This is a genomic window from Nocardia sp. NPDC004573 (assembly GCF_053602135.1).
The window spans coordinates 167,383-190,453 of record NZ_JBSGDA010000011.1; the positions used below are offsets into that span (position 1 = coordinate 167,383).

The 23,071-nt window shown below is 69.7% G+C and carries 20 protein-coding genes and 1 riboswitch; of the genes, 14 read left to right on the forward strand and 6 right to left on the reverse strand.

What is annotated here, in order from left to right; translation table 11 throughout:
• Window positions 1–26: 26 nt before the first annotated feature.
• Entirely contained in the window at window positions 27–1,601 is a 1,575-nt protein-coding gene (locus ACWEKR_RS19485) for an LVIVD repeat-containing protein (protein ID WP_452355656.1), read from the forward strand.
• A 2-nt stretch (window positions 1,602–1,603) separates the two neighbouring features.
• Window positions 1,604–2,245, forward strand: a complete 642-nt coding sequence (locus tag ACWEKR_RS19490) for a DUF305 domain-containing protein (protein WP_452355657.1) — start codon at window positions 1,604–1,606, stop codon at window positions 2,243–2,245.
• A 9-nt stretch (window positions 2,246–2,254) separates the two neighbouring features.
• Here ACWEKR_RS19490 and ACWEKR_RS19495 read toward each other — a convergent pair whose 3' ends face one another.
• Window positions 2,255–3,013, reverse strand: coding sequence for an NAD(P)H-dependent oxidoreductase (locus ACWEKR_RS19495; RefSeq protein WP_452355658.1), 759 nt, complete (start codon window positions 3,011–3,013; stop codon window positions 2,255–2,257).
• A 494-nt stretch (window positions 3,014–3,507) separates the two neighbouring features.
• Between ACWEKR_RS19495 and ACWEKR_RS19500 the strand changes: the two genes are divergently transcribed.
• Window positions 3,508–4,242: a PaaI family thioesterase gene (locus ACWEKR_RS19500; protein ID WP_452355659.1), complete on the forward strand. Its 735-nt coding sequence runs from the start codon at window positions 3,508–3,510 to the stop codon at window positions 4,240–4,242.
• 46 nt (window positions 4,243–4,288) lie between these two features.
• The gene (locus tag ACWEKR_RS19505; RefSeq protein ID WP_452355660.1) at window positions 4,289–5,176 is read left to right on the forward strand and encodes a hypothetical protein; all 888 of its coding nucleotides are present in this window, start codon (window positions 4,289–4,291) and stop codon (window positions 5,174–5,176) included.
• A gap of 63 nt (window positions 5,177–5,239) precedes the next feature.
• On the opposite strand, the gene ACWEKR_RS19510 is transcribed toward ACWEKR_RS19505, so the two are convergent.
• The gene (locus tag ACWEKR_RS19510) at window positions 5,240–5,746 is read right to left on the reverse strand and encodes a hypothetical protein (protein ID WP_452355661.1); all 507 of its coding nucleotides are present in this window, start codon (window positions 5,744–5,746) and stop codon (window positions 5,240–5,242) included.
• Between the two features lie 658 nt (window positions 5,747–6,404).
• Window positions 6,405–8,585: a malate synthase G gene (locus ACWEKR_RS19515; protein WP_452355662.1), complete on the reverse strand. Its 2,181-nt coding sequence runs from the start codon at window positions 8,583–8,585 to the stop codon at window positions 6,405–6,407.
• 244 nt (window positions 8,586–8,829) lie between these two features.
• Here ACWEKR_RS19515 and ACWEKR_RS19520 point away from each other — a divergent pair, with 244 nt between their 5' ends.
• Genes ACWEKR_RS19520 through ACWEKR_RS19535 form a run of 4 tightly spaced genes read left to right on the forward strand, consistent with a single transcriptional unit; the run spans window position 8,830 to window position 12,543 of the window.
• Window positions 8,830–9,570 (forward strand): SDR family NAD(P)-dependent oxidoreductase, encoded by a 741-nt coding sequence (locus ACWEKR_RS19520; RefSeq protein WP_452355663.1) that lies wholly within the window; start codon window positions 8,830–8,832, stop codon window positions 9,568–9,570.
• Window positions 9,567–10,616 carry a zinc-binding dehydrogenase gene (locus tag ACWEKR_RS19525; RefSeq protein WP_452355664.1) on the forward strand — a complete coding sequence of 350 codons (1,050 nt, stop codon included), beginning with the start codon at window positions 9,567–9,569 and terminating at the stop codon, window positions 10,614–10,616. Before ACWEKR_RS19520 ends, ACWEKR_RS19525 begins: the two co-directional genes overlap by 4 nt.
• The gene (locus ACWEKR_RS19530; protein ID WP_452355665.1) at window positions 10,613–11,251 is read left to right on the forward strand and encodes a TetR/AcrR family transcriptional regulator; all 639 of its coding nucleotides are present in this window, start codon (window positions 10,613–10,615) and stop codon (window positions 11,249–11,251) included. Before ACWEKR_RS19525 ends, ACWEKR_RS19530 begins: the two co-directional genes overlap by 4 nt.
• A 2-nt stretch (window positions 11,252–11,253) precedes the next feature.
• Window positions 11,254–12,543: an acyl-CoA dehydrogenase family protein gene (locus tag ACWEKR_RS19535; RefSeq protein WP_452355666.1), complete on the forward strand. Its 1,290-nt coding sequence runs from the start codon at window positions 11,254–11,256 to the stop codon at window positions 12,541–12,543.
• A gap of 13 nt (window positions 12,544–12,556) precedes the next feature.
• On the opposite strand, the gene ACWEKR_RS19540 is transcribed toward ACWEKR_RS19535, so the two are convergent.
• Window positions 12,557–13,255, reverse strand: a complete 699-nt coding sequence (locus ACWEKR_RS19540; protein ID WP_452355667.1) for a winged helix-turn-helix transcriptional regulator — start codon at window positions 13,253–13,255, stop codon at window positions 12,557–12,559.
• Window positions 13,256–13,344: 89 nt separating this feature from the next.
• On the opposite strand from ACWEKR_RS19540, the gene ACWEKR_RS19545 reads away from it, so the two are divergent.
• From ACWEKR_RS19545 to ACWEKR_RS19570, 6 genes are all read left to right on the forward strand, one after another.
• Entirely contained in the window at window positions 13,345–14,487 is a 1,143-nt protein-coding gene (locus tag ACWEKR_RS19545) for an acyl-CoA dehydrogenase family protein (protein ID WP_452355668.1), read from the forward strand.
• Window positions 14,488–14,605: 118 nt separating this feature from the next.
• On the forward strand, window positions 14,606–15,142 hold the full coding sequence (locus tag ACWEKR_RS19550) for a DM13 domain-containing protein (protein WP_452355669.1): 537 nt from the start codon (window positions 14,606–14,608) through the stop codon (window positions 15,140–15,142).
• A gap of 314 nt (window positions 15,143–15,456) precedes the next feature.
• On the forward strand, window positions 15,457–16,002 hold the full coding sequence (locus ACWEKR_RS19555) for an HNH endonuclease (protein WP_452355670.1): 546 nt from the start codon (window positions 15,457–15,459) through the stop codon (window positions 16,000–16,002).
• A 28-nt stretch (window positions 16,003–16,030) separates the two neighbouring features.
• Window positions 16,031–16,303: a WhiB family transcriptional regulator gene (locus tag ACWEKR_RS19560; protein ID WP_452355671.1), complete on the forward strand. Its 273-nt coding sequence runs from the start codon at window positions 16,031–16,033 to the stop codon at window positions 16,301–16,303.
• Window positions 16,304–16,481: 178 nt separating this feature from the next.
• Window positions 16,482–18,083 (forward strand): VWA domain-containing protein, encoded by a 1,602-nt coding sequence (locus tag ACWEKR_RS19565; protein ID WP_452355672.1) that lies wholly within the window; start codon window positions 16,482–16,484, stop codon window positions 18,081–18,083.
• A 20-nt stretch (window positions 18,084–18,103) separates the two neighbouring features.
• Complete coding sequence (locus ACWEKR_RS19570; protein WP_452355673.1) at window positions 18,104–18,439, forward strand: SRPBCC domain-containing protein; 336 nt, start codon at window positions 18,104–18,106, stop codon at window positions 18,437–18,439.
• Between the two features lie 26 nt (window positions 18,440–18,465).
• On the opposite strand, the gene gcvP is transcribed toward ACWEKR_RS19570, so the two are convergent.
• Both gcvP and ACWEKR_RS19580 read right to left on the reverse strand, forming a co-directional pair.
• Complete coding sequence (gcvP, locus tag ACWEKR_RS19575) at window positions 18,466–21,276, reverse strand: aminomethyl-transferring glycine dehydrogenase (RefSeq protein ID WP_452355674.1); 2,811 nt, start codon at window positions 21,274–21,276, stop codon at window positions 18,466–18,468.
• A 156-nt stretch (window positions 21,277–21,432) separates the two neighbouring features.
• A riboswitch (glycine riboswitch) is annotated at window positions 21,433–21,532 on the reverse strand.
• 93 nt (window positions 21,533–21,625) lie between these two features.
• Entirely contained in the window at window positions 21,626–23,065 is a 1,440-nt protein-coding gene (locus ACWEKR_RS19580) for a M14 family zinc carboxypeptidase (protein WP_452355675.1), read from the reverse strand.
• Between the last annotated feature and the right edge of the window lie 6 nt (window positions 23,066–23,071).

Sequence of the window (23,071 nt, forward strand, 5' to 3'; positions counted from 1 at the left end):
CGACGACGAAGTTGGGGGTCGCGACGATGCGCCCACTGGCCGGACTGTGCCGCACCAGACCGCTGGCTCTGCTCACCATCGGCGTGGTCACGGCCATGCTCCTGCCCGCGAGCGCGTCGGCCGATCAGCATTCGGATCTGCCGAGCGCCGTGCGGGAGTTCCTCGACGTCGGGCGCACCTCGGTCCCTCGCGCCGATTGCGGGCCCGGCGCCGCACCCGAGAACGGCATGCAGGGCGATGTCACCGCCGCCGACCGCGACAGCGGCCGCAGCACCTCGGGCTACCGGTGCAACATCTCCTTCGTCGGCGGCTACCCGGGTCGCGGGGCGGGCATCACCTCCACCAGCTTCGAGCACTGCGCCTACCTCGGCTCGTTCTTCCCCGGCGACCTGATCGGCGAGGGGCGCGGCGTCCAAGTGCTCGACGTATCCGACCCGGCGCAGCCGCGCCCGACGGTGACCTTGACCGAGCCGGCCATGCTCGCGGGCACATGGGAGAGCCTGAAGGTCAATACCGAGCGAAAGTTGCTGGTCGGCACGGGCGTTCCGGTCGGCGAAGGCGTGGGCTACCTGTCGGTCTACGACGTCTCCGATTGCGCGCATCCGCGCCTGCTCAATCCCGGCCCGGGGACGAATCTGCTGATGCCGCTGCCGATCACCACCCACGAGGGCGGCTTCTCCCCCGACGGCAACACGTATTGGGCCTCGGGCATCGCACCCGGTTTCGTCAGCGCGGTCGATTTGACCGATCCGGCGAACCCGCACGTGATCTGGCAGGGACTGACCGGCATCGAGGCGCACGGCTTCGGCATCAGCCCCGACGGCAACCGGATGTACCTCTCCGCACTCGGTGGTTTCACCGTCCTCGACATCAGCGCGGTGCAGCGCCGCGACCCGAACCCGCACGTGCCTCACCTCGGCCGGGTGTTCTGGACGGACGGCTGGGCAACCCAGCACAGTGTCCCGGTCAGTTATGACGGCAAGCCCTACCTCTACACCGTAGACGAGGGCGGCTCCGGCGGCGTCAAACTCATCGACATCTCCGACGAGACGGCGCCCGAGGTCGTCGGCAAGATCAAGCTCGAGATCAACCTGCCCCAGCACATCGACAGCAATATCGGCTCCTCCATGGGCGGTTCCGCCTTCGCCTACGAATCGCACTACTGCGCCGCCGACCGGCAGGTCGATCCGACCGCCCTGGCCTGCGGGTGGATCTCCTCCGGAATCCGGGTGTTCGACATCCGCGATCCCTACGCCATCCGCGAGATCGCCTACTACAACCCGCCCGCCCGCACCGGGCAGAACCTGAGTCTGTGGAACTCGCCGCACGCGCTCGCCTCCCTCATCGGCGTTCCGCTGATGAGCGCGCCTTCCGCGGTGCGCGCCGTGCTGGAGGGACAATTCGACCCGTGGGATGCCACCACCCCGCGCACCGGCAGGCTGGCCTTAGGCGACGTGTCCACCGATTGGTGTCTCTCGCCGCCGGAATGGCGCGGGTCGCAACTCTACGTCGCCTGCTCGGACAACGGATTCATGGTGCTGCGATTGGACGACGAGGTGTACTCGCCGCCCGCGGACCAGCGATCGATCGTCGGATCGTAGCGATGCCGCACTGGATGCGCGTCGCGGCCGTGGCGTCGGCGGCCTTCGCGCTACTCGTGCTCGGCGCCGCGCTGCGGCCGCTGGTGTTTCCCGAAAGCCGTTCCACCGCACCAGTTCTCACCGACGTCGAAATCGCTTTCGCCCAGGATATGACCACCCATCACCAGCAAGCACTGCTCATGGTGCAGCGGCTCGATCGCTCGATCGATCCGGCGATCGCCCGGCTGGCCGAGCAACTCGACCGGACCCAGCGGCTGGAGATCGGCACCATGCTCGGCTGGCTGCGCCTCGCCGACGCGCCGCCCAACTCCGCGCGCCCGATGACGTGGATGCACACCGCGGACGCGGCGACGCATCGACATCCGGACGCGCTCACGCGTGCGGCCCCCTCGATGCCCGGGATGGCGCGCACGGCGGAACTGGACCACCTGGCGGCGGCCCGCGGCCGAGACGCGGAGATCCTGTTCCTGCAGTTGATGTTCCGCCACCACCAAGGCGGAATCGCGATGGCCCAGGCGGCCGACGGTCTCCTGCAATCCGGACCGGTCAAGGAGATCGCCCGAGCCATGATCCACGGGCAGGGGCAGGAAGCGGGGGTGATGGGCATGCTGCTCACCCAGCGCGGAGCCGCGCCGTTGCCGTGAACCACTCGGTCACGACGCCACGTGCAACCCGAATCCGCTCGCTCCCCGCTCTTCGCGACCCGGCGCCAGACGCAGGCTGCGGTCGTAGTCGCCGCCGCCTTGCGGTCGATATCGGATCGGCTCCACTTCCGCCAGCTCCGACATCCGACGCCGCAGGTCGTGCGCGACGTCGTCGAAGCGCTCGGCTCCGAGCCGGATCGTGTCGTGCACCACGAACGGCGGCAGCACGTCCATGCCGGTGTAGTACAGGATGCCGTGGTGAATCGGGAACAGCAGATCGTCGACGGGCCCGTTGATCCCGCGATCGGAATACGACGGCTGCTTGCCCCCAACGGAGACCACGAGCATCGCGCGCCGCCCGGCCAGCGCGCCCGCCCCGTACCTGGGCAACGCCTTGCCCCCGGCCCCGTAGGCGAAATCGCAGGTGAGAACCCGGTCCACCCAGCCCTTCATGATCGCGGGCATACCGAACCACCAGAGCGGGAAATGCAGGACGACAGCGTCGGCCCACAGCAGTTTTTCCTGCTCGGCACGGATGTCCGGACTCAGCGTCCCGTCGCGGTAGGCTACGCCGGAGGCCAGCATGAAATTGGTTTCTTCGACCGGGCCGAAATCGTCGGTATCGGCAGCGGCCTTCCATCCCATCGCGTAGAGATCGGTGATCCGCACCTCGTGCCCGTCCGCCCGCAATTGCCGCACGGCCACGTCTTTCAAGGCGCCGGTGAGTGAGTCCGGCTTCGGGTGGGCGTACACGACCAGTACGTTCATTCCTGCTTTCGTCACGTCTGGCGCAACGGGGTTCGCAGGGACGGATATTCCGCCGTTGCCTCGACCTGCGCGGAGTTCGCGGCAGACGGCTGCCTCGCGGGTGTGCGATACCCAGGGGATACGCCGCGTCGCCCGCGAGGGCCACCGATCCGGCAGATGCACGTGGTCGGCGCGGGCACCGCACAGTCGAGGACCAACGCGTGATCATCACCGGCCGCGGTACCCGAAGCCGCGTTCGCGGTCGCCGAGCCCCGGGCGGCGAGCGTCGTGATCACCGCCTGCGCGTCGCCGGGCGAGGTCACCGGACCGGCACCTGGCCGTGGCACCGGCGCGCGCCGAGGTGACCACCGAGGCGAGCGATGCTGTCGTCGGGGGGATCGGCCACCGCAGCGACAGGCGGGTGACAGGCGGCCCGGCGACGGTCTGGCGTCGGCGCGGCGGGTATGGTCGGCTGAGCCGGTCATAAGCGTCGGCCGGGAGAGGTTCAGCAACACATGATTCGGACCGATTCGTTCACGGTGCCGGGGCACGTGCGTGGCTATCCGGGAGTGGCGTTCGGCGGGTACGTGGCGGGGCTGCTCGCTGCCGCCAGCGGTGCCGCGCAGGTGCGCGTCGACTTCCGGCGCGCAGTTTCCGTGGACACGCCGGTGGCGCTGGCCACCGACGGGGCGGGCGGCGCGTCACTCACCGATCGGGACGGCACGGTGCTCGCCGAGGCGTCCACGTCCAGCCTCACGGTGACGCCGCGGCCCGCGCCCCCCTGGGCGGCAGCTCGCGCTGCGAGTGCTACCGCCGACGCACTGCGCAAGATGAGCCACTGCTACGGCTGCGGCGCGGCGTGCGCGCCCGGCCGCGGGTTGCGCTTGTCGCCCTGGGCGATGTCCGCCCACGACATGGTCGTCGCCGCATGGTCACCGGATCCGCTCCTCGCCGGGCCCGACGGCTTCCTCAGCACCGAAAACGTCTGGGCCGCTCTGGATTGTCCCGGCGGCTGGGCCGCGATGGCCCTCCGTGATCTGCGGCCGGGAGCGGTCACCGCCGCCCTCACCGCCACGCAGTTCGAACCGGTCCGCGCAGGCGACTGCTACCTCTCCTACGGCTGGCCGGTCTCCGCGAACGGCCGCAAACACACGGTCGGTGTGGCCTTGGCCCGCCCCGACGGAACGCTGTGCGCCCTCGCCGAAGCCCTCTGGATCGAGCCCCGCCAACCCCTGCCGTTCGAGTGGTGATCACCCTCACCCGGACCTGTCGGTAGCTATCGGTAAGGTCCGCGTCATGCCCTCGTCGGTACACGAAGTCCTCATCGAATTGGTCCGGCGCAGACCGGCTTTGGTCGCGGAACTGCTGACTTCCACTCTCGGATTCTCACTACCGGAATTCGACAAGGCCCGTGTGGACTCCGGCGACCTACCGGACATCGAACCGACCGAGTACCGCGCGGACCTGGTCGTCACGCTTACGGATGCCGACGTACCAGTTCTCGGCATCGTCGTGGAGGTGCAACTGCAACGTGACGACGACAAGGTGTGGAGCTGGCCGGTCTACCTGACGACCCTGCGCGCCCGGCTACGCTGCCTCGTCCTGCTCGTCGTCGTGTGCCCGAACGAGCGTTCCGCGGTGCCTTGCCGTCGTCCGATCACTGTCGCGCCCGGATTCACCCTGTCGCCGATGGTCCTCAGCCCCGCGAACGTGCCAGTCGTCAGTGACGCGCACACCGCGCACGAACGCCCCGATCTGGCGGCCCTGTCCGCCATCGCCCACCGCAACGATCCCGAACGCGACGCGATCCTCACCGCCCTCGCCGCGACAGCACACGACTCCGCGGACGGCAAAAGGTACATTGACCTGGTACTGGCCGCACTGCCGAAAGCAGCGGCCCGGCACTTCCTGGAGATGCTGATGACGACCGACACGTCCCCGTACTACAGCCAGTTCTTCAAGCAGCTCTACGCCGACGGCATGGCCGAGGGCGAGGCCAAAGGCGAGGCCAAAGGCGAGGCCAAGGCGTTGCTGACCATGCTCGATGCCCGCGGATTCGATGTCTCCGCGGTCCTCGCCGCCGAGATCGAGGCGTGCACCGATCATGCACGCCTCACGGAATGGATTACCCGCGCGGCGACGGCGACCGCACTCGATGAGGTCTTCGGTACCGGGGGACAGTGACCGAAGCCGTTCCTGACGGCGTCGTGCAGGCCGGGACCTGGGTGAGACCTGCCGCGATCGTGGTCAGTGGGTGTCGACGAAGCGGTACCACTGGCCGTCGAAGGAGGAGTATTCGATGCCGTTGGTGGCGGGTGGGCCGAGGTGGGGTGGGGTGGCCGGGTCGCGGAAGAAGGCGAAGCCTTCGGTATTCGAGTCGCCCTTCTGTGTGTAGAACAGGCAGCCGCCGTCGCGGGGCGTGACGAAGGTGATGGTGTAGACGCCGAGCCGGTGCCGCTGGCCGGGGTGGGCGCATTCGGCGGCCTGGTCTTCGAGGATGCCGCGGGAGAGCCGCCACCCGGCGTCCTCCGGGACGTCGTAGAGCGACAGCGCCACCAGGACGCCGATGAGCACCGGCGAGACGAGACTGTGGAAGAAGGCGCGGTAGCGCAGCAGGCCGAGCAGCCCGAACAGGACGGCGATACCGCCCAGCACGCCGAGGACGGCCCAGAGCACGACGAGGGTCGGAAACGTGCCCTCCGCGGCGAGTTGCCAGAACAGCGCCGCGCAGCAGATCGCCACCAGGGCGGTCACCAGCCCCATCCACAGTACGAACCAACGAGGAACACGAGACCGTGTGCGCGGGGACCCTGCGGAGTTCACGTGTTCAAGATACGAGGCGCAGGAGCTTCGCGCGCGGGATCGACGGCGGAATCGCCCTGCCCGTGGCGATCACGACGACGCGCCGAGGTCCTGCGAACAGCGGGTGGACGCCGCGTAACCGGCACACGGACCGATTTCCCAAGCCGCGCTCCGCAGTTCCCAGACGCCCAATCCGGCGCGGATCCCCGAATTCCGGCGCGCCAGGCGCTCGTACGACCCGGGCGTGCGGCCCGCCGGTGTGAAAACAAACATTTCGGAACGTTTTTCGATTTCGTCCCGAATCGCAGAATCCCCCGGCCAGCAGACCTGACCAGGGGATTCGCTACTCGAAACAGTTCGTGCACCGCACGCTCACAGCGGCGGGAAGCCCGCCGATCCGGTGGCCATCCAATTCCAGAACATCGCCGCGCGATTGGCGAGCAATGCCACGATGTCGAGCACAACGCTTCCCATGAATCTTCCTCACAAATCGACCGATCTCGTGCGGCACCCAGGGTAACGGACCGATAAACGGGAGTCGAAACTCCCGTTGCCCCGAAAGCACGAATCCCCCGGCCGACGGGACCGGGGGATTCGTTGCACGCGGAGACTACACGCAGGCCAGCGCCTTCGCCTCGCGGCGACGGCGGTGCAGGATCGGCTCGGTGTACCCGTTGGGCTGCTTGGTGCCCTCCAGGATCAGCTCCTTGGCCGCCTGGAACGCGATGCTGCCCGCGAAGTCCGGCGCCATCGCCCGGTAGTTCGGGTCGCCCGCGTTCTGCCGGTCCACGACCGGGGCCATCCGCTCCAGGCTGGCCACCACCTCGTCGGCGGTCACGATGCCGTGGCGCAGCCAGTTGGCCATCAGCTGGCTGGAGATGCGCAGGGTCGCCCGGTCTTCCATGAGCGCGACGTCCTTGATGTCCGGCACCTTGGAGCAGCCGACGCCCTGATCGATCCAGCGCACCACGTAGCCGAGGATGGACTGCGAGTTGTTGTCCAACTCCTGGCGCTTCTCCTCGTCGGTCCAGTTCGGGGCGGCGGCCAGCGGGATCTCCAGGATCTCGTCGACGGTGGCGCGACGGCCGCCCTTGGCGATCTCCTGCTGCCGCTTGAACACGTCGACGAGGTGGTAGTGCGTCGCGTGCAAGGTGGCGGCGGTCGGCGAGGGCACCCACGCGGTGTTGGCGCCCGCGCGCGGGTGGCCGATCTTCTGGACGAGCATGTCGGCCATCAGGTCCGGCATGGCCCACATGCCCTTGCCGATCTGCGCCTTGCCGGGCAGGCCCGCCGCGAGACCGGTGTCGACGTTCCAGTCCTCGTAGGACAGGATCCACTGCTGGGACTTCATATCGGCCTTGCGGACCATCGGCCCGGCCTCCATGGAGGTGTGGATCTCGTCGCCGGTGCGGTCCAGGAAGCCGGTGTTGATGAACACCACCCGCTCGGCGGCGGCCTGGATGCAGGCCTTCAGGTTCACCGTGGTCCGGCGCTCCTCGTCCATGATGCCGACCTTGAGCGTGTTGCGCTGCAGCCCGAGCACGTCCTCGATCCGGCCGAACAGCTCGTTGGTGAAGGCGACCTCGTCGGGGCCGTGCATCTTCGGCTTCACGATGTAGACCGAGCCGGTGCGGCTGTTCTTCAGCTTCGCGTCGTCGGCCAGGCTGTGCTTGGCGATCAGCGAGGTGATCAGCCCGTCCATGATGCCCTCGGGCACCTCGTTGCCCTCGGCATCCAGGATGGCGTCGGAGGTCATCAGGTGACCGACGTTGCGCACGAACAGCAGCGAACGGCCGTGCAGCACCACCTCGCCGCCGTCCAGCGCGGTGTACACGCGGTCGGGATTCATCGTGCGGGTGAAGGTCTTCTCGCCCTTGCTGACCTTCTCCGCGAGGTCGCCCTTCATCAGGCCGAGCCAGTTGTGGTAGCAGAGCACCTTGTCCTCGGCGTCGACCGCGGCGACCGAGTCCTCGAAGTCCATGATCGTGGTGACCGCGGACTCCAGCACGACGTCCTTGACGCCCGCGGTGTCGGTGCTGCCGATCGGGGACTGCGGGTCGATCTGGATCTCGATGTGCAGGCCGTTGTGCTTCAGCAGCACCGAGCTCGGCGCTTCCGGGTCGCCCAGGTAGCCGACCAGCTGGGAGGCGTCGGCCAGGCCGATGCTGGTGCCGTCCTCCAGGCCGACCTCGAGTTCGCCGTCGACGATCTTGTAGGACGTCGAGCCGATGTGCGAACCGGTGATGAGGGTGACCGAGTCGTCGAGGAAGTTGCGCGCCCACTCGATGACCTTGTCGCCGCGCACCTTGTTGTAGCCGGCGCCCTTCTCCGCGCCGCCCGCCTCGGAGATGGCGTCGGTGCCGTAGAGCGCGTCGTACAGCGAGCCCCAGCGGGCGTTGGCCGCGTTGATCGCGAAGCGGGCGTTCATCACCGGCACCACCAGCTGCGGCCCCGCGGTGGCGGCGATCTCCTCGTCCACGTTCTGCGTGGTGATCTGGAAATCGGCGGGCTCGGGCCGCAGGTAGCCGATCTCGGTCAGGAAGTTCTTGTAGGCGGCCTTGTCGTAGTTCGCGCCGGGGTGCTCCGCATGCCAGGCGTCGACCTTGCCCTGGATCTCGTCGCGTTCGGCCAGCAGGGCGCGGTTGCGCGGAGCGAGATCGTTGATGACCTGCTCGGCGCCGGCCCAGAACGCGGCGGAGTCCACGCCGGAACCGGGGAGCGCCTCGTTCTCGACGAACTCGTGGAGAACGCGTGCCACCTGGAGCCCGCCGACCTGAATCCGCTCTGTCATCTACTGCCTCACTTCCGAGAAAGCCGAGTGGGAAAACAGTGCCATGTTACCCGCGGGTAGTGGGGGTGCCGCGCGCCGGGTCGTCCAGGGCCTGTGCCCGAATCCGTCCGCCACGCCGGTGCGCTCTGGTCTTTCACCCGGCGGGTCCTCGCGCCGTCGACGGTCGGCCGGACAGCCCCTTGATCCTAACCCGCGGCAGATTTAATGTACTGATCGGAACATTTCTTGACATGCAGGAGTTCAGGTGCCACTCACCGACAAGGTCGCCGTCGTCACCGGAGGAAGCCGAGGGCTGGGCAAGCAGATGGTGCTCGCGTTCGCCGAGTCCGGCGCGGATGTGGTGATCGCCAGCCGCAAACCGGACGGCTGCGCCGCGCTGGCCGAGGAGGTGACCGAGCGGTTCGGCCGCCGCGCCTTGCCGGTGGCCTGCAACGTCAGCGACTGGTCGCAGTGCGACGCTCTGGTGGAGACCGTCTACGACGCGTTCGGCCGGGTGGACGTGCTGGTCAACAACGCGGGCCTGTCGCCGCTGTACCCGAGCGTGGACCAGGTCACCGAGGCGTTGTTCGACAAGGTCATCGGGGTGAACCTCAAGGGACCGTTCCGGCTGTCGGCTCTGATCGGCAGCCGCATGGCGGCCGACGGCGGCGGCTCGATCATCAACGTCTCCTCCATCGAGGCGAGCAGACCGGAGCCGTTCGCGGTGCCGTATTCGGCGGCCAAGGCGGGACTCAACGCCCTGACCGGCGGGCTGGCCCAGACGTTCGCCCCGAACGTCCGCGTCAACACCATCCAGTGCGGTCCCTTCGACACCGATATCGCCACCGCGTGGCCCGACGAGTTGCGCGCGGAACTCGCCGAGCACAACGCCCTGCGCCGGATCGGCCGGCCTGCGGAGATCGTCGGGGCGGCGCTGTTCTTCGCCACCGACGCCTCGGCGTTCTGCACCGGCGCCACCCTCGCGGTCGACGGAGGCTGGCGATGAAGGCGTTGACTTACCAAGGCCCGCAGCAGATCTCGTATCAGGATCGGCCGGACCCGGCCCTGCCCGGACCGGACGGCGCGATCGTCCGGGTCACCGCGGCGGGCATCTGCGGCAGCGATCTGCACATCTACGCCGGACACGGATTCGTCCCGGGCGCAGGCTACGGCGTCGGGCACGAAGCGGTCGGCGAGATCGTGGAGCTGGGCCCACACGCGCGCGGGTTCGCCGTCGGTGACCGCGTGCTGGTCGCCGCCTCGGCGGGCTGCGACAACTGTGCGCAGTGCCGCGCCGGGATCGTCACCGCGTGCGCGCGCCATCCCCTGCCCGTCGACGCCTGTTATGGGCTCGGAGGCTCGCTGGCCGGATGCCAGGCCCAGGTGCTCGCCGTTCCGCACGCCGCGGGCAACCTGGCGAAGTTGCCCGACGAGGTGAGCGACACCGCCGCGGTCGTGCTCACCGACAACGCGCCCACCGGGTGGTACGGCGCCCGGCGCGCCCGGATCGCGCCGGGTGACACCGTGGTGGTGATCGGGCTCGGCCCGGTCGGTCTCATGGCGGTGCAGTCCGCCTTCGCGATGGGAGCAGCACGAGTGCTCGGCGTGGACCTGCTCACCGAACGCCGCGAACGCGCCGCCGAGCTGGGCGCGGAGCCGGTCGACGCGGACGACCCCAAGCAGGCGATCCGCGACATGCTGCGGGGCGGAGCGGATGTCGCGATCGAGGCGGTCGGGGCCGACGCGACCATCAAGCTGGCGATCAGCGCCGTCGGGCACGGTGGCCGGGTCAGCGTGATCGGCGTCAGCCACAACCGCGCCTACCCGTTCCATTTGATGGCGGCGCAGGTCAAGGACCTCGAATTCCACATCGGGCTGTGCTCGATCCAGTACGAGCTGCCGGCCCTGCTGAAACTCACCGCGGGCGGCAGGCTGCGGCCCGAGGCGGTGGTCACCCACCACCTCCCGATGTCCGAAGGGCCGGACGCCTACCGGATGTTCGCCGAGCGCGCCGACGGGGTGGGCAAAATCGTCCTGGACCCGTCGCGATGAGCGCGCCATCCCGCAGGCGCGGCCGCCCGCCCGCCGCCGAGTCGACGGCGGGCGACACCAGGGCGCGCATCGTGCGGGCGGCGATCGATCTGTTCGCCGAGCAGGGGTTTCACGGCACGGGCGTGGCCGAGATCGGCGAACGCGCCGACGTGCAGCGCGGCGCCCTGTACTACCACATCGGTTCGAAAGAGGAACTGCTCTGGCAGATCCTGCGCGACTACATCCAGCCGATGCTGACCGAGGCCGAAGCGATCGCCGACGGCTCCGACGATCCGGTCATCAAGCTGCGCAAAATGATTCACAGTCACATCCGGCTGATCATCCGTCATCAGCGCGAGGTGGCCATCCAGCTGCGCGACGTCGGCGCGCTCACCGGCGAGCGCGCCGCGCAGTTGCAGGAGCTGCGCGACCGGGTGCAGCACTGCTGGCAACGCGTCATCGACGCCGGTCACGCCGAGGGACTGTTGCGCACCGACGACCACGTGGTGACCAACAGCATGCTCGGCATGGTGAACATGGTCTCGTTCTGGTACCGCCCGCACGGCGACCGCTCCCCCGGCGAGATCGCCGACATCCTCGCGACCACTTTGCTCGACGGCGTGGTGACCGGCACCGCGCGGGACACGAAAGGCTGACCATGGCTTGGGATTTCGAGACCGATCCGGAGTACCAGCGGAAACTGGACTGGGCGGCGGAGTTCGTCCGCACCGAGGTGGAGCCGCTGGACCTGCTCTACCCCAATCCGTACGACCGCACCGACCGCGAAGCCACGGCGCTGCTGCGCCCATTGCAGGAGCAGGTCAAGGACCAGGGTCTGTGGGCCTGCCACCTCGGACCCGAACTGGGTGGTCCCGGCTACGGTCAGATCGAGCTGGCCCTGCTCAACGAGGTGCTCGGCACGTCGGTGTGGGCGCCGTCGGTATTCGGTTGCCAGGCACCGGATTCCGGCAACGCCGAGATTCTCGCGCACTACGGCACGCCGGAGCAGAAGAAGACCTACCTCGAGCCGCTGCTGGCCGGTGAGATCGGTTCGTGCTACGTGATGACCGAGCCGACCGGCGGTTCGGACCCGACGCTGTTCCGGACGCGCGCCGTGCGCGACGGCGACCATTGGGTGATCAACGGCGAGAAGTGGTTCAACTCCAACGCGCAGTTCGCCGCCTTCCACATCGTCATGGTGGTGACCGACCCCGAGGTGAGTCCGTATCGGGGCATGTCGATGTTCATCGTGCCCGCCGACGCTCCCGGCCTGGAAATCGTGAAGAACTATCACGTCGCCGGATTCAGCGAGCACGAGGGTCATCTGCGGTTCACCGACGTCCGCGTCCCCGCCGATCACCTGCTCGGCGCGGAGGGCGACGGCTTCGTCGTCGCGCAGACGCGGCTGGGCGGCGGCCGCGTGCATCACGCGATGCGCACCGTCGCCATGGTCCGTAAGGCGTTCGACATGATGGCCGAGCGGGCGGTCTCCCGTCCGATGCGTGGCGGGCCCCTGGCCGGGTTGCAGATGACCCAGGAACGCATCGCCGACAGCTGGATCGAGATGGAGCAGTTCCGGCTGCTGGTGCTGCGTACGGCGTGGCGCATCGACAAGGAGCAGGACTACAAGAAGGTGCGCAAGGACATCGCGGCCATCAAGGTCGCCATGCCCAAGGTGATGCACGACATCGCCCAGCGCGCGCTGCACCTGCACGGCGCACTGGGCGTCAGCCAGGATCTGCCGTTCGTCGACATGCTCACCTACGCCGAGGTGATGGCCATCGCCGACGGCCCCACCGAGGTGCACAAGATCACGCTCGCGAAAGAGGTGCTGAAGGACTACGCCCCGGCCGACCCGGTGTATCCGAGCGGATACCGGCCCGCGCTGCGGGAGAAGGCGCGCGACCTGGTCGCCCGGCGCCTCGAGCACGTCGTCGGGAATCTCTGAGGTCGGCGCGGGTTCAGGACGCGCGTCGGGCAGTCGTGTCCATGCGCGAGGTGTCCGCGTAACCGGCCACCGGGCTGAGCCGCAGTACCGACGGCATCCGGCGGGTGAGCGCAGGCGGGCCGGTGAACGTCACCCGGCCCGTCCGCAGCGCGTGCGCCAGCGGCAGCCGCCCCAGCCACACCTGGTAGAGCGAGGCGACGTCGGCGCCGATCGCGACGTCCACGGGATAGCCGGGGTCGGCCTCGCACACCGACGGCACCCCCGCCTCGACCACGATCCAGAAGCGGCGCAGGTCGTCGGTGAAGCGCACCAGCAGGACGTGCCGACGGCCGGGGAACGAGGAGGTGTCCACTCGCGTGTGCATCCACCACACCAACAGAGCGGGATCGCGCTCGTCCTCGCGGGGCGCGCCGAAACTCCAGCGCGCGCCCCATTCGCCGAGGCCGAACAGGATCGGCTCGAGCTCCCGCCCCGCGTCGGTGAGCAGGTATTCCCCGGCAGACCTCTCCACCAGCCCGGCCCGTTCGAACTGCCGCAGGCGTTTGGCGAGCAGGCTGCGCGACAGGCCGGGCAGGCCGCGCGCGAGGTCGTTGAACCGGGTGGTGCCCAGCGACAGGTCGCGCAGGATCAACAGCGACCAGCGCTCACCGACCAGGTCGAGTGCGCGGGAGATCGGGCAGTACTGGCCGTGACTCGGCGTCGGAGTCGTCATGGCACCTCGCGAACGGGGTCTCGTTTCTGAACCGGGTAGGTCCACTTTCTGCACTATCCGGTTATCGCGGCCGTTCTTAGTTTCGAAACATGACCACTACAGCTCCTGCCGTCACCGATACCACCGCCATCGACTGGATCGCCCGCGCACGCCGCGTCGGCGAGACCCTTCGTCCCGGGGTCGCCGAACGCGACCGCTCCGGGGAGATCTCGCTCGCCGCGTTCGACCTGCTGCGCGAGAGCGGACTGTCCACCGCCCTCGTGCCCGCCGAGTTCGGCGGCGGCGGGGTCGCCCACCGCGAGATGGGCGAGATCCTGCGCGAACTGGGCCGTCACGACCCCTCCACCGCGGTCGCCTTCGCGATGCACACCCACTTGGTCGCCGCCCAGGTGTGGCGGCACAACCACGGCATCGACGCCGCACCGCTGTTCGCCAAGGTGCTCGCGGGCGCGATCCTGGTCAGCACCGGCGCCTCCGACTGGGTCGGCTCCAACGGCCGCGCCGAGCGGGTCGACGGCGGCTACCGGGTGCACGCGCGCAAAGCCCCGGCCAGCGGATGCGAGGCGGGCACCGTGTTGGTGACCAGCGTGCGCTGGGACGACGCACCCGGCGGGCCGCAGGTGCTGCACTGCGCCATACCGTTCGCCGCCCACGGCGTGCGGATCGAGCGCACCTGGGACACCCTCGGACTGCGTGCGACCGGTTCGCATACCGTCGTGCTGGAGGACGTGTTCGTGCCCGACGCCGCGGTGTCGCTGACCCGTCCCGCCACCGTCTGGCCACCGCTGCTGAACGTCGTGCTCGGCGCCGCCATGCCGCTGGTGATGGCGGCCTATCTCGGCATCGCCGACGGCGCGGTCGACCTCGCGACCACGCTGGCGGCGGGGCGGGCCGACGCGCCGACCGTGCAGCTGGCAGGTGAGATGGCCACCGCGCACACCACCGCGGGCGACCTCGTCGACGCGATGTTCGCCGCGTCGGAGAACCTGCGCTTCGCCAACACCGATCAACACGCGAGCCGGACGCTCAGCCGTAAGACCGCCGCGGCGGACGCGCTCGTGCGCACTGTGCGCTCGGCCATCGAAACCGTCGGCGGCCTGGGCTATTCCCGCACCTGCGAACTCGAGATGCGCTACCGCGACGTGCACGGCTGCCTGTTCCACCCGTTGCCCCGGGCCAAGCAGACCCACTTCACCGGCCGCGTCCTGCTCGGTCGGTCCCCGCTCGCATGACGCCGATCCGTTCCGTCGACGCCGCTGCCGCTTCGCCCCCATAATCGGATGGGGGCGAGCGCCCCTGCGCAGTGCACCGGGCCTTTCCGGTCACGCGACGACGCTCCGAGGAGAAGCCATGGCGTCCGCACGCGGAATCGCACGATCGCCGATCACCTGGGTCTTCGCGGTGCTGCTGGTGGCGGCGCTCGGCGTCGGGCTGGCCGTGTTCCAGCCCTGGCGGCTGTTCACCGACACCACCGTCGAAGAGGCCGCGCCGTCCGTCGCCGCGACGCCGGGACAGGGCGGCACGGAAGGACAGCCGCACACTCTGGCCCGGGGCACGTTCGTCTCGCACGAGCACGCGACCTCCGGCACCGTGGTGATCCTGCGGCTGCCCGACGGCAGCAGAGTACTGCGCGTGCAGAACCTCGACACCTCCGACGGACCCGACCTGCACGTCTGGCTCACCGACGCGCCGGTGCGCGAGGGCCGCGACGGCTGGTTCGTCTTCGACGACGGCCTCCACACCGACCTGGGCAAGCTCAAAGGCAACCAGGGAAGCCAGAACTACGCCATCCCCGCCGACGCCGACCTGACCCGGTTGACCAGCGTCGCGATCTGGTGCGATCGGTTCAACGTCTCATTCGGCGCGGCCGAGCTGCGACCGGCCTGATCCCGGCGCGCCCCTGCTGCGCACCGCCGAAAAATGACCCGACAACGGCGGGTGCGCTGTGCCACCATGTTTTCCGACACCGGCCACCGCCTCGAGGTGGTCCCCGAGTAGTAGAGAGGAGGGGCGGCAGTGAATCCGGAGACGACCACGCGAACGGCGACCTGGGCAGCGCAATCGTCGGCCACGGTCGGCACGTTCGGCAGGCCGATGCGCGCACGGCACGGCGAATCGGACCACAGCCGCCTCCAGGCCATCGGCTGATCGCCGTATCCCGCTCTCGTTCGCTCGATTCCGCATGAAACATGGTGATTCCCATGACGTTCCGCCGTGCCGCCGACCAGGCGGCGATAACCGCCGACAACTGGATACACACCGGGGTCCTCGTCCTGAATGCCTCCTACGAGGCGCTCGACGAGGTCAAGGCCGACCGGGCCGTGGTGCTGCTGGTCGCCGGAGCCGCGGAGTCGGTGGCCGACCGGGAGCCGCACTTCCCCATCCGGTCGCGACACAGGGAAATCGCTCTGCCGCAGACCATTCGGCTGCTGCGCTACGTCTACCTGGAGCACACCGTGCTGGTGCACGACGAGAGCAGGGCGACGCTGGCGGGTGTGCTGCGCCGCGACCGGAACCGGTGCGGCTACTGCGCCGGGTGGGCACGCACCGTGGACCATATTCGGCCCCGGTCGCGGGGCGGCCCGAACACCTGGAGCAATCTCGTGGCCTGCTGCGCGCCGTGCAACGCGGCCAAGGCCGACCGCACCCCGGAGGAGGCGGGCATGCGCCTGCTCTGGGAGCCGAAGGCCCCCACCCATCAGGTCAAGCAGCAGCGCCGGATCTGGAAGCAACTCGCCACGACCTGACCACGACCCGAGAAAGGAGAAGATCGCGATGACGCGCACCGAGACCGCCGCCGTCGCGGAGCTGACCCTGGCCGACCTGCTCCCGCTCTCGGATTCCCGAGGGTGGCACCGGGCGGCCTGCCGCGGCGACCCCAACCACGAAGCCTGGTTCCCGTACCCGTCGCAGGACTTCGATTACGCCCGCGAAGTGTGCGCACGCTGCCCGATCCGGGACGCGTGCGGCGACTTCGCCGCGCGCACCGGGCAGTCGGGCGTCTGGGGCGGGCACGAGTTCGACCGCGGACGAGTGATCCGCCACTGAAGTCCCGCCGTCGCGTCGTTCCGGATGCGACGGCGGCACTCCGGATGCCGCTCCCGCTCGTACCGGTCAGGGGAAGCCTCGCCGAATTCGCGCCGAGCGGTGACCATACACTGACCGCGTGGGCACTCATCGCAGCGGAACCAGATCCCGGGGCGTCAGCAAAGGTCCGGTTATCGCGGTGGTTGCCATTGCGTTACTGGCCGCGATCGTCGTCGGCTGGTTCCAGCTGCGTGATCGCGCGGCGGATCAGGACAGCGCGGCGGCGGCCGAATGCGTGGAGGGCCCCGCGACGCTCTACGTGACGGCCGATCCCAGCATCGCGGCGCAGGTACGGGCCGCCGCCGACGGCTACAACGCCACCCAGCCGAAAGTGCGCGACCACTGCGCCCGGGTCGAGGTGACCGCGCAGCCCTCCGCGGCGATCGTCGCGGCGTTCACCGGCGGCAAGCCGTGGGACCAGGCGCTCGGCCCGCAGCCGGCGTTGTGGATCGCCGATTCCACCCGCTCCATCGAGTCCATGCGCGTCCCCGGCCTGATCGAGGGCACGCCGGTGTCCATCGCCGCGAGCCCGATCGTGCTCGCGGTGCCGGAAGACCTGCGGCGTGCCCTGGAGCAGGCCGACGTGTCGTGGGCGGATCTGCCGCAATTACAGCAGGGCTCGCTCGGCGAGATCGGGCTCGGCGGGTGGGGCGGACTGCGGATGGCCCTTCCCTCGGGCGACGCCACGCTGGCCGCGGCCGCGGCGGTCGGCTCCGCGGTCTCGGGCGCCGAGCCGCTCAGCGAGCAGGCCGCACAGTCCGGCCAGGTGGTCGCCGCGATCTCCGGGCTGGCCGCCGAAGCCCCCGAGGCCGCCGACACCGCGACCGCGCTGGCGGAGATCACGGCACAGGACGCCCCGGTGCACGCGATTGCGGCAACTGAGCAGCAATTGAAGGGTGTCGCCGGAGTCGCCGCCTTCCGCCCCGCGGGCTCGGCGCCCGTTGCCGACTACCCGGCCGCGTTGATGTCCGGCGCGTGGGTGGACAAGACGCAGAATCTCATCGCCGGACGGTTCACCGACTACATGCGCAAGCCCGAACAGGCGCAGACCTTCCTGGCGGCGGGCTTCGGCAGTGCGCCGCCGGCCGCGGCCGTCCCCGCGCGTGGCGCACTCGACAGAGTGCGCGCCACACTGGCGAATCCCGTGCTCGGCGTGCGATCGACCGTCCTGGTCGACGTGTCCGCGTCGATGGGAACCGCCGAGGGCGCGACGACGCGCCTGGCGAACGTCCTCGCCGCGCTGAACTCCACGATGACGGTGATGCCGCCCGAGTTCGGCCTCGGTGTGTGGACCTTCGGCAAGAACCTGGACGGCAACACCCCGTACCGGGTGGCAGCCGCCACCGCCCCGCTCGACGCCGATCAGCGGACGAAGATCAGTACCGCGTCGACCTCGATACGCCCGAGCGAAACCAAGACCGACCAGGCCTATCCTGCTCTGATCGCGGCGTACAAAAGCGCGGTGGCCGGGTACACGCGCGGCCGCACCAACTCGGTGCTGCTGATCACGGACGGACCCGATGACGACTCCACGGTCACCGGCACCCAACTGGCCGCCGACATCACCGCCGCCACCGACAGCGCCCGCCCCGTGCGCGTCGACGTGATCGTGCTCGGCGGCAGCGGCACCCAGACACTCCAAGCCCTCGCGCAGCAGACCGGTGGCCACTACACCCGGCTGGCCACCTCCGACGACATCGGCTTCGGCAACGCCGTCGTCCAAGCGCTCACCACGCCGTAGCCCATCCGCTCACCGAGGAAGTGATCGAGCCGCGGGTGGGCGGCCGCTGCCTCGGCCGCGAGGAGGACGGCAACGAATGCCCATGGGGAACCGTGCTCGTGTGGCAGCCGCCCACCCATTTCGCGTTCTCCTGGGAGATCGGGCTGGGCTGGAAGCACGAGCCCGATCCGAAGCGCGCCAGCCGCGTCGATGTCACTTTCTCGGCCGTCGCTCCCGAGCGCACCGCCGTCACGCTGGTGCATTCCGGCTTCGACAAGCACGGCCCCGGCTGGGTAATCATGCACGACGCGGGCGGCAGCGCGGGCGGTTGGCCGGACCTGGCGAACACGTACGCGAAGGCGGCCGCCGCGGGATGACCGCGGGTGCGCCCCGAACCGGTGGTTCAGCCCGCGTACGCCTCCAGCGGCGGGCAGGCGCACACGAGATTCCGGTCGCCGTAGGCGCCGTCGATCCGGCGCACCGGCGGCCACACCTTCGCCCGGGCATGCGCGAGCCCACGCGGATACACGGCGACTTCCCGGCTGTAGGGGTGCTCCCACTGCCCCACCAACGACGCCGCCGTGTGCGGCGCGCCGCGCAACGGATTGTCGGTCACCGGCCACACGCCCGCGGCGACCTGGTCGATCTCGGCGCGAATGGCGATCATCGCTTCGATGAAGTCGTCCAGCTCGGCGAGGTTCTCGCTCTCGGTGGGTTCGACCATCAGGGTTCCGGCCACCGGGAAGCTCATGGTCGGTGCGTGGAACCCGTAGTCCGCGAGGCGCTTCGCCACATCGTCGACGGTGACGCCGGTCTGCTTGGTGATCTCCCGCAGATCCAGGATGCACTCGTGGGCCACCATGCCGTGCTCGCCGGTGTAGAGCACCGGGAAGTACTCGTCGAGCCGCCGCGCGATGTAGTTCGCCGAAGCGATCGCCGAGAGCGTGGCGCGGCGCAACCCGTCGGCGCCCATCATGCGAATGTAAGCCCAGGTGATCGGCAGAATCGAGGCCGAGCCGTACTTCGCCGCCGACACCGCGTGCGACCCCGCTTCCAGCGGATCGCCGGGCAGGTAGCGCGCCAGGTGCGCGCGCACCGCGACCGGCCCGACACCGGGACCGCCGCCGCCGTGCGGGATGCAGAAGGTCTTGTGCAGGTTCAAGTGGCTCACGTCGCCACCGAACCGGCCCGGCCGGGCCAGGCCGACCAAGGCGTTCAGGTTGGCGCCGTCCACGTAGACCTGGCCACCCGCGTCGTGCACCAGCGCGCACAACTCGGCCACCTCGTGCTCGTAGACGCCGTGCGTGGACGGATAGGTGATCATGATGCAGGCCAGGCGATCGGCGTGATCGGCGATCTTGGCGCGCAGATCGTCGAGATCGACGTCGCCGTTGGCGCGACATTTCACCACTTCCACGCGCAGCCCGGCCATGGCCGCCGACGCCGCGTTGGTGCCGTGCGCGCTGGAGGGAATGAGGCAGGTGTCGCGATGGATGTCACCTCGATCGAGGTGGTAGCGGCGGATGGCCAGCAACCCGGCGTACTCCCCCTGGCTGCCCGCGTTGGGTTGCAGGCTCACCGAGTCGTAGCCGGTGATGTCCGACAGCCAGCGTTCCAGGTCGGCGATCACCTTCAGCAGGCCCGGCGCGTCCTCGACCGGCGCGTAGGGATGCACGCGCGCGAAGCCCGGCCAGGTGATGGCCTCCATCTCCGCGGCGGCGTTGAGTTTCATGGTGCACGAGCCGAGCGGGATCATGCTGCGATCCAGCGCGATGTCCTTGTCCGACAGTGCGCGCAGATACCGCAGCATCGCGGTCTCGGTCCGGTACTTCGTGAACGCGGGGTGGTTCAGGAACTCCGAGGTGCGGTTCTCGATCGCCGCGACCGGCGCGGACGCACCGGACTCCGTCGACACCGCGGTGCCGAAGGATTCGAGCACAGCCGCGACATGCCCGTCGGTGGTGGCCTCGTCGCAAGCGATGCCGACATGGTCGGCATCGACCAGGCGTAGATTGATGCCGCGCGACTTCGCTTTGGCCACAACGGCTTCCGCGCCACCCGGCACATGCGCGAGCACGGTGTCGAAAAAGCTGTCGTGCACGACCGCGCCGTCCAGCCCGGCCGCGATCGCCGCGGCGTGCCCGTGCACCCGGCGGGCGATCGCCCGCAATCCGTCGGCGCCGTGGTAGGAGGCGTACATCGCGGCCACGATGGCCAGCAGCACCTGCGCGGTGCAGATGTTGGAGGTCGCCTTCTCCCGGCGGATGTGCTGCTCCCGGGTCTGCAGGGCGAGCCGGTAGGCGACCGCGCCGTCCGCGTCGACCGAGACGCCGACCAGGCGGCCGGGTAGCTGGCGGGCCTGCGGTTGCCGCACCGCGAGGTATCCGGCGTGCGGGCCGCCGAAGCCGAGCGGGACCCCGAAGCGCTGGGTGGTGCCGAAGCACACGTCGGCGCCCTGCTCACCGGGCGGCGTGATCAGGGTCATGGCCAGCAGGTCCGCGCCGATCGCCACCAGCGCGCCGCGCTCGTGCGCCGCCGCGATCAGCCCGGTCCGGTCCACGACGCGACCGGAGGCTCCTGGCGTCTGCGCCAGGACACCGAAGAACTCGCCGTCGGGCAGCTCGCCGGTGGACAGGTCCGCCTCCACGATCTCCAGGTCGAGCGGCTCGGCTCGGGTGTACAGCACCGTTCTGGTCTGCGGGAACAGATCGGTGTCGATCAGCAGCCGCCGGGACTTCGCCTTGCTCGCCCGACGCAGCAACGTCATCGCTTCGGCGGCCGCGGTTGCCTCGTCGAGCATGGACGCGTTGGCGACGTCCATGCCGGTCAGCTCCGACACCATCGTCTGGAAGTTCAGCAGCGCCTCGAGCCTGCCCTGGCTGATCTCGGGCTGATACGGCGTATAGGCGGTGTACCAGGCGGGATTCTCCAACAGGTTGCGCACGAGCACCGGCGGGGTCAGCGTGTCGTAGTAGCCGAGCCCGATCATCGAGGTGGCCACAGTGTTGGCGTGCGCGAGTTCCGCGAGTTCGGCGAGCACCTCGTGCTCCGAGCCCGCCGCGGGCAGCCCGGCCAGGCCCGCACCGTCCAAGATGCTCGCGGGCAGCGCCGCCGCGGCCAGGTCGTCCAGCGACGCCACGCCGACGACGTCCAGGATCCGGGCCAGTTCGTCCCGGTCGGGTCCGATATGGCGGTCGGCGAATGAGCGAGTCACAACAGCTCCCAAGGTCGGGCGGGATCGGCCAGGCGGTCGACGGGTACCGGCCCTCCCCCTCTGTCGTGGCGCCTGAGAGATTCGGTGCCGCGACCGGTGGCCGAGACCCTTTCCCCATGGGCGGGCAGCTCGAAGCCACCGCTTTCCAGAGGCGCCGAAGCCCGCACGGTCCTTTTGCCTGAGAGATTGACGGGGAGGTGCTGCTCCTTCGGCGCTCGGACTCTTTTCGAGACCGAGACTCTCCCGCACGGCGGCGACGCACCGTCAGTTTATGCCGACGCCATCCCGGAGCGCGCCACGGGACCCCGCCCGCGCCGTGTTGTTCTGGTCACTCGACCGACGAGCGCCATCAGATCGGCAGCCCGGCCCGCAGCCTCGTGGCGGCCAGCATGATCGACTCCGCTTGAATGCCAACCAGACGAGCCAGCGGCACTGCGATACCTGGCGCGTTCTGCTCCACGTCCGCGCACCAATGCTCGAAGACCGCGGCGAACCGGTCCCGTTCGGCGGCCAGCACGGGCGCCCCGCCGCGCGCGTATTCGTCCTCCAGCAGGCGCAGCAGCATGCCGCCCAGCCGCAGGCGCAGCATCGCGGTCCAGTCGTACTGCCCGACGAAGATCTCGCCCCTCGTCGCGATCCGATCCCGTTCCGGCACAGTCTGTCTGCTCACCGCGAGACCGGGCAGCCCGGCGACCAGCGCGCGTACCGACCGCTCGAAGGGGCTGCGGCCGCTCAACGCGCCCTCGACGCCGGCGAGCACCTCCGAGGCGACCTCGGCCATGGCCCGGTAGTCGGCGGCCGTGGCGTCGAGCAGGTCGCCCAGCACACGGTCACCCGCCGAACCGTCGCCGATGCGCGCGTCGACCCACAGCGGTAGTTCGCACACCAGGATCGCCGTGCCGTAAGGCGCCGCGTAGTCCCGGCAGCCGCCCCCGCCCAGCGCGGTGACCGAGTCCAAGCCCTGGGCCGCGAGCAGATCGGCCATCGCCTCGAACCGCGGCAGTTCGAAGACGCCGGGGGCGAGCGTCCGAGCGCCCGGCGCATCGGGCTCGCCCTGGTAGATCGGCACGTCGGCAGCGGAGAGGCGCGCCGTCAGCGCGGACCAGTAGGCGGGGTCGCCGCCGGAGGTATAGAAGAAACCGCCGCCGAATTCCGCGTTGTGCAGGGAGGCGATCAACGCAGGCCGGGTCCGGTCGATCAGCGACATCATCGCCTCGGTCTCGGGGAGCGGTACCCCGACGAGTCGGCCGTGCCACTCGGTCGGGAAGCACCATTCGGGCTGCTCGACGGCGGGCGGCCGGTAGAAGCCGCGCGCGACGCCGGTCCTGGTGTGCGGCCCGGCGAACCAGCCCTCGTTCAACCGCGTCCCGTCCGGGTCGACGCACAACAGGAAATGCCACGTGGCGCCCACGGTCACCGATTCGTCGGCGGCCATCCGGCCCAGCAGATGGCGAATGGTGGCCATGCCGATGGGTTCGTTCGGGTGCGGATTGCCGAAGACGAGGATGTGCCGATCGCCCGATCCGACCGTCACCTCGCGGATCGGATCGCCGCCGCGGGACCGTCCGAGTTCGGTGATCGAGACTCGGTCGGGATGACCAGCGGCGAGCGCGTCGGCGAACGCGTCGAGTTCGTCGACGGTCGGAAACGCCTCGATCGGGCCGATCGGCCCGACCAACCCGGTGATGTCGCCTGCCTGCACGGCGCCCCCCTTCTCGCTGCCCCGGCCCTTCGTCCCGCCGCCGATGACGCTGTCGCACACCACGGCCGGGGCGGCTGCCCGCCTCACCCGGCC

What these genes read in the sequence shown, in the direction of transcription:
- ACWEKR_RS19555 (WP_452355670.1), top strand. Translation starts at nt 15,457, where the DNA reads ATGACGTTCCGCCGTGCCGCCGACCAGGCGGCGATAACCGCCGACAAC.
- ACWEKR_RS19535 (WP_452355666.1), top strand. Translation starts at nt 11,254, where the DNA reads ATGGCTTGGGATTTCGAGACCGATCCGGAGTACCAGCGGAAACTGGAC.
- ACWEKR_RS19540 (WP_452355667.1), bottom strand. Translation starts at nt 13,255, where the DNA reads ATGACGACTCCGACGCCGAGTCACGGCCAGTACTGCCCGATCTCCCGC.
- ACWEKR_RS19525 (WP_452355664.1), top strand. Translation starts at nt 9,567, where the DNA reads ATGAAGGCGTTGACTTACCAAGGCCCGCAGCAGATCTCGTATCAGGAT.
- ACWEKR_RS19545 (WP_452355668.1), top strand. Translation starts at nt 13,345, where the DNA reads ATGACCACTACAGCTCCTGCCGTCACCGATACCACCGCCATCGACTGG.
- ACWEKR_RS19505 (WP_452355660.1), top strand. Translation starts at nt 4,289, where the DNA reads ATGCCCTCGTCGGTACACGAAGTCCTCATCGAATTGGTCCGGCGCAGA.
- ACWEKR_RS19550 (WP_452355669.1), top strand. Translation starts at nt 14,606, where the DNA reads ATGGCGTCCGCACGCGGAATCGCACGATCGCCGATCACCTGGGTCTTC.
- ACWEKR_RS19515 (WP_452355662.1), bottom strand. Translation starts at nt 8,585, where the DNA reads ATGACAGAGCGGATTCAGGTCGGCGGGCTCCAGGTGGCACGCGTTCTC.
- ACWEKR_RS19560 (WP_452355671.1), top strand. Translation starts at nt 16,031, where the DNA reads ATGACGCGCACCGAGACCGCCGCCGTCGCGGAGCTGACCCTGGCCGAC.
- ACWEKR_RS19500 (WP_452355659.1), top strand. Translation starts at nt 3,508, where the DNA reads ATGATTCGGACCGATTCGTTCACGGTGCCGGGGCACGTGCGTGGCTAT.
- ACWEKR_RS19490 (WP_452355657.1), top strand. Translation starts at nt 1,604, where the DNA reads ATGCCGCACTGGATGCGCGTCGCGGCCGTGGCGTCGGCGGCCTTCGCG.
- ACWEKR_RS19495 (WP_452355658.1), bottom strand. Translation starts at nt 3,013, where the DNA reads ATGAACGTACTGGTCGTGTACGCCCACCCGAAGCCGGACTCACTCACC.
- ACWEKR_RS19485 (WP_452355656.1), top strand. Translation starts at nt 27, where the DNA reads ATGCGCCCACTGGCCGGACTGTGCCGCACCAGACCGCTGGCTCTGCTC.
- ACWEKR_RS19530 (WP_452355665.1), top strand. Translation starts at nt 10,613, where the DNA reads ATGAGCGCGCCATCCCGCAGGCGCGGCCGCCCGCCCGCCGCCGAGTCG.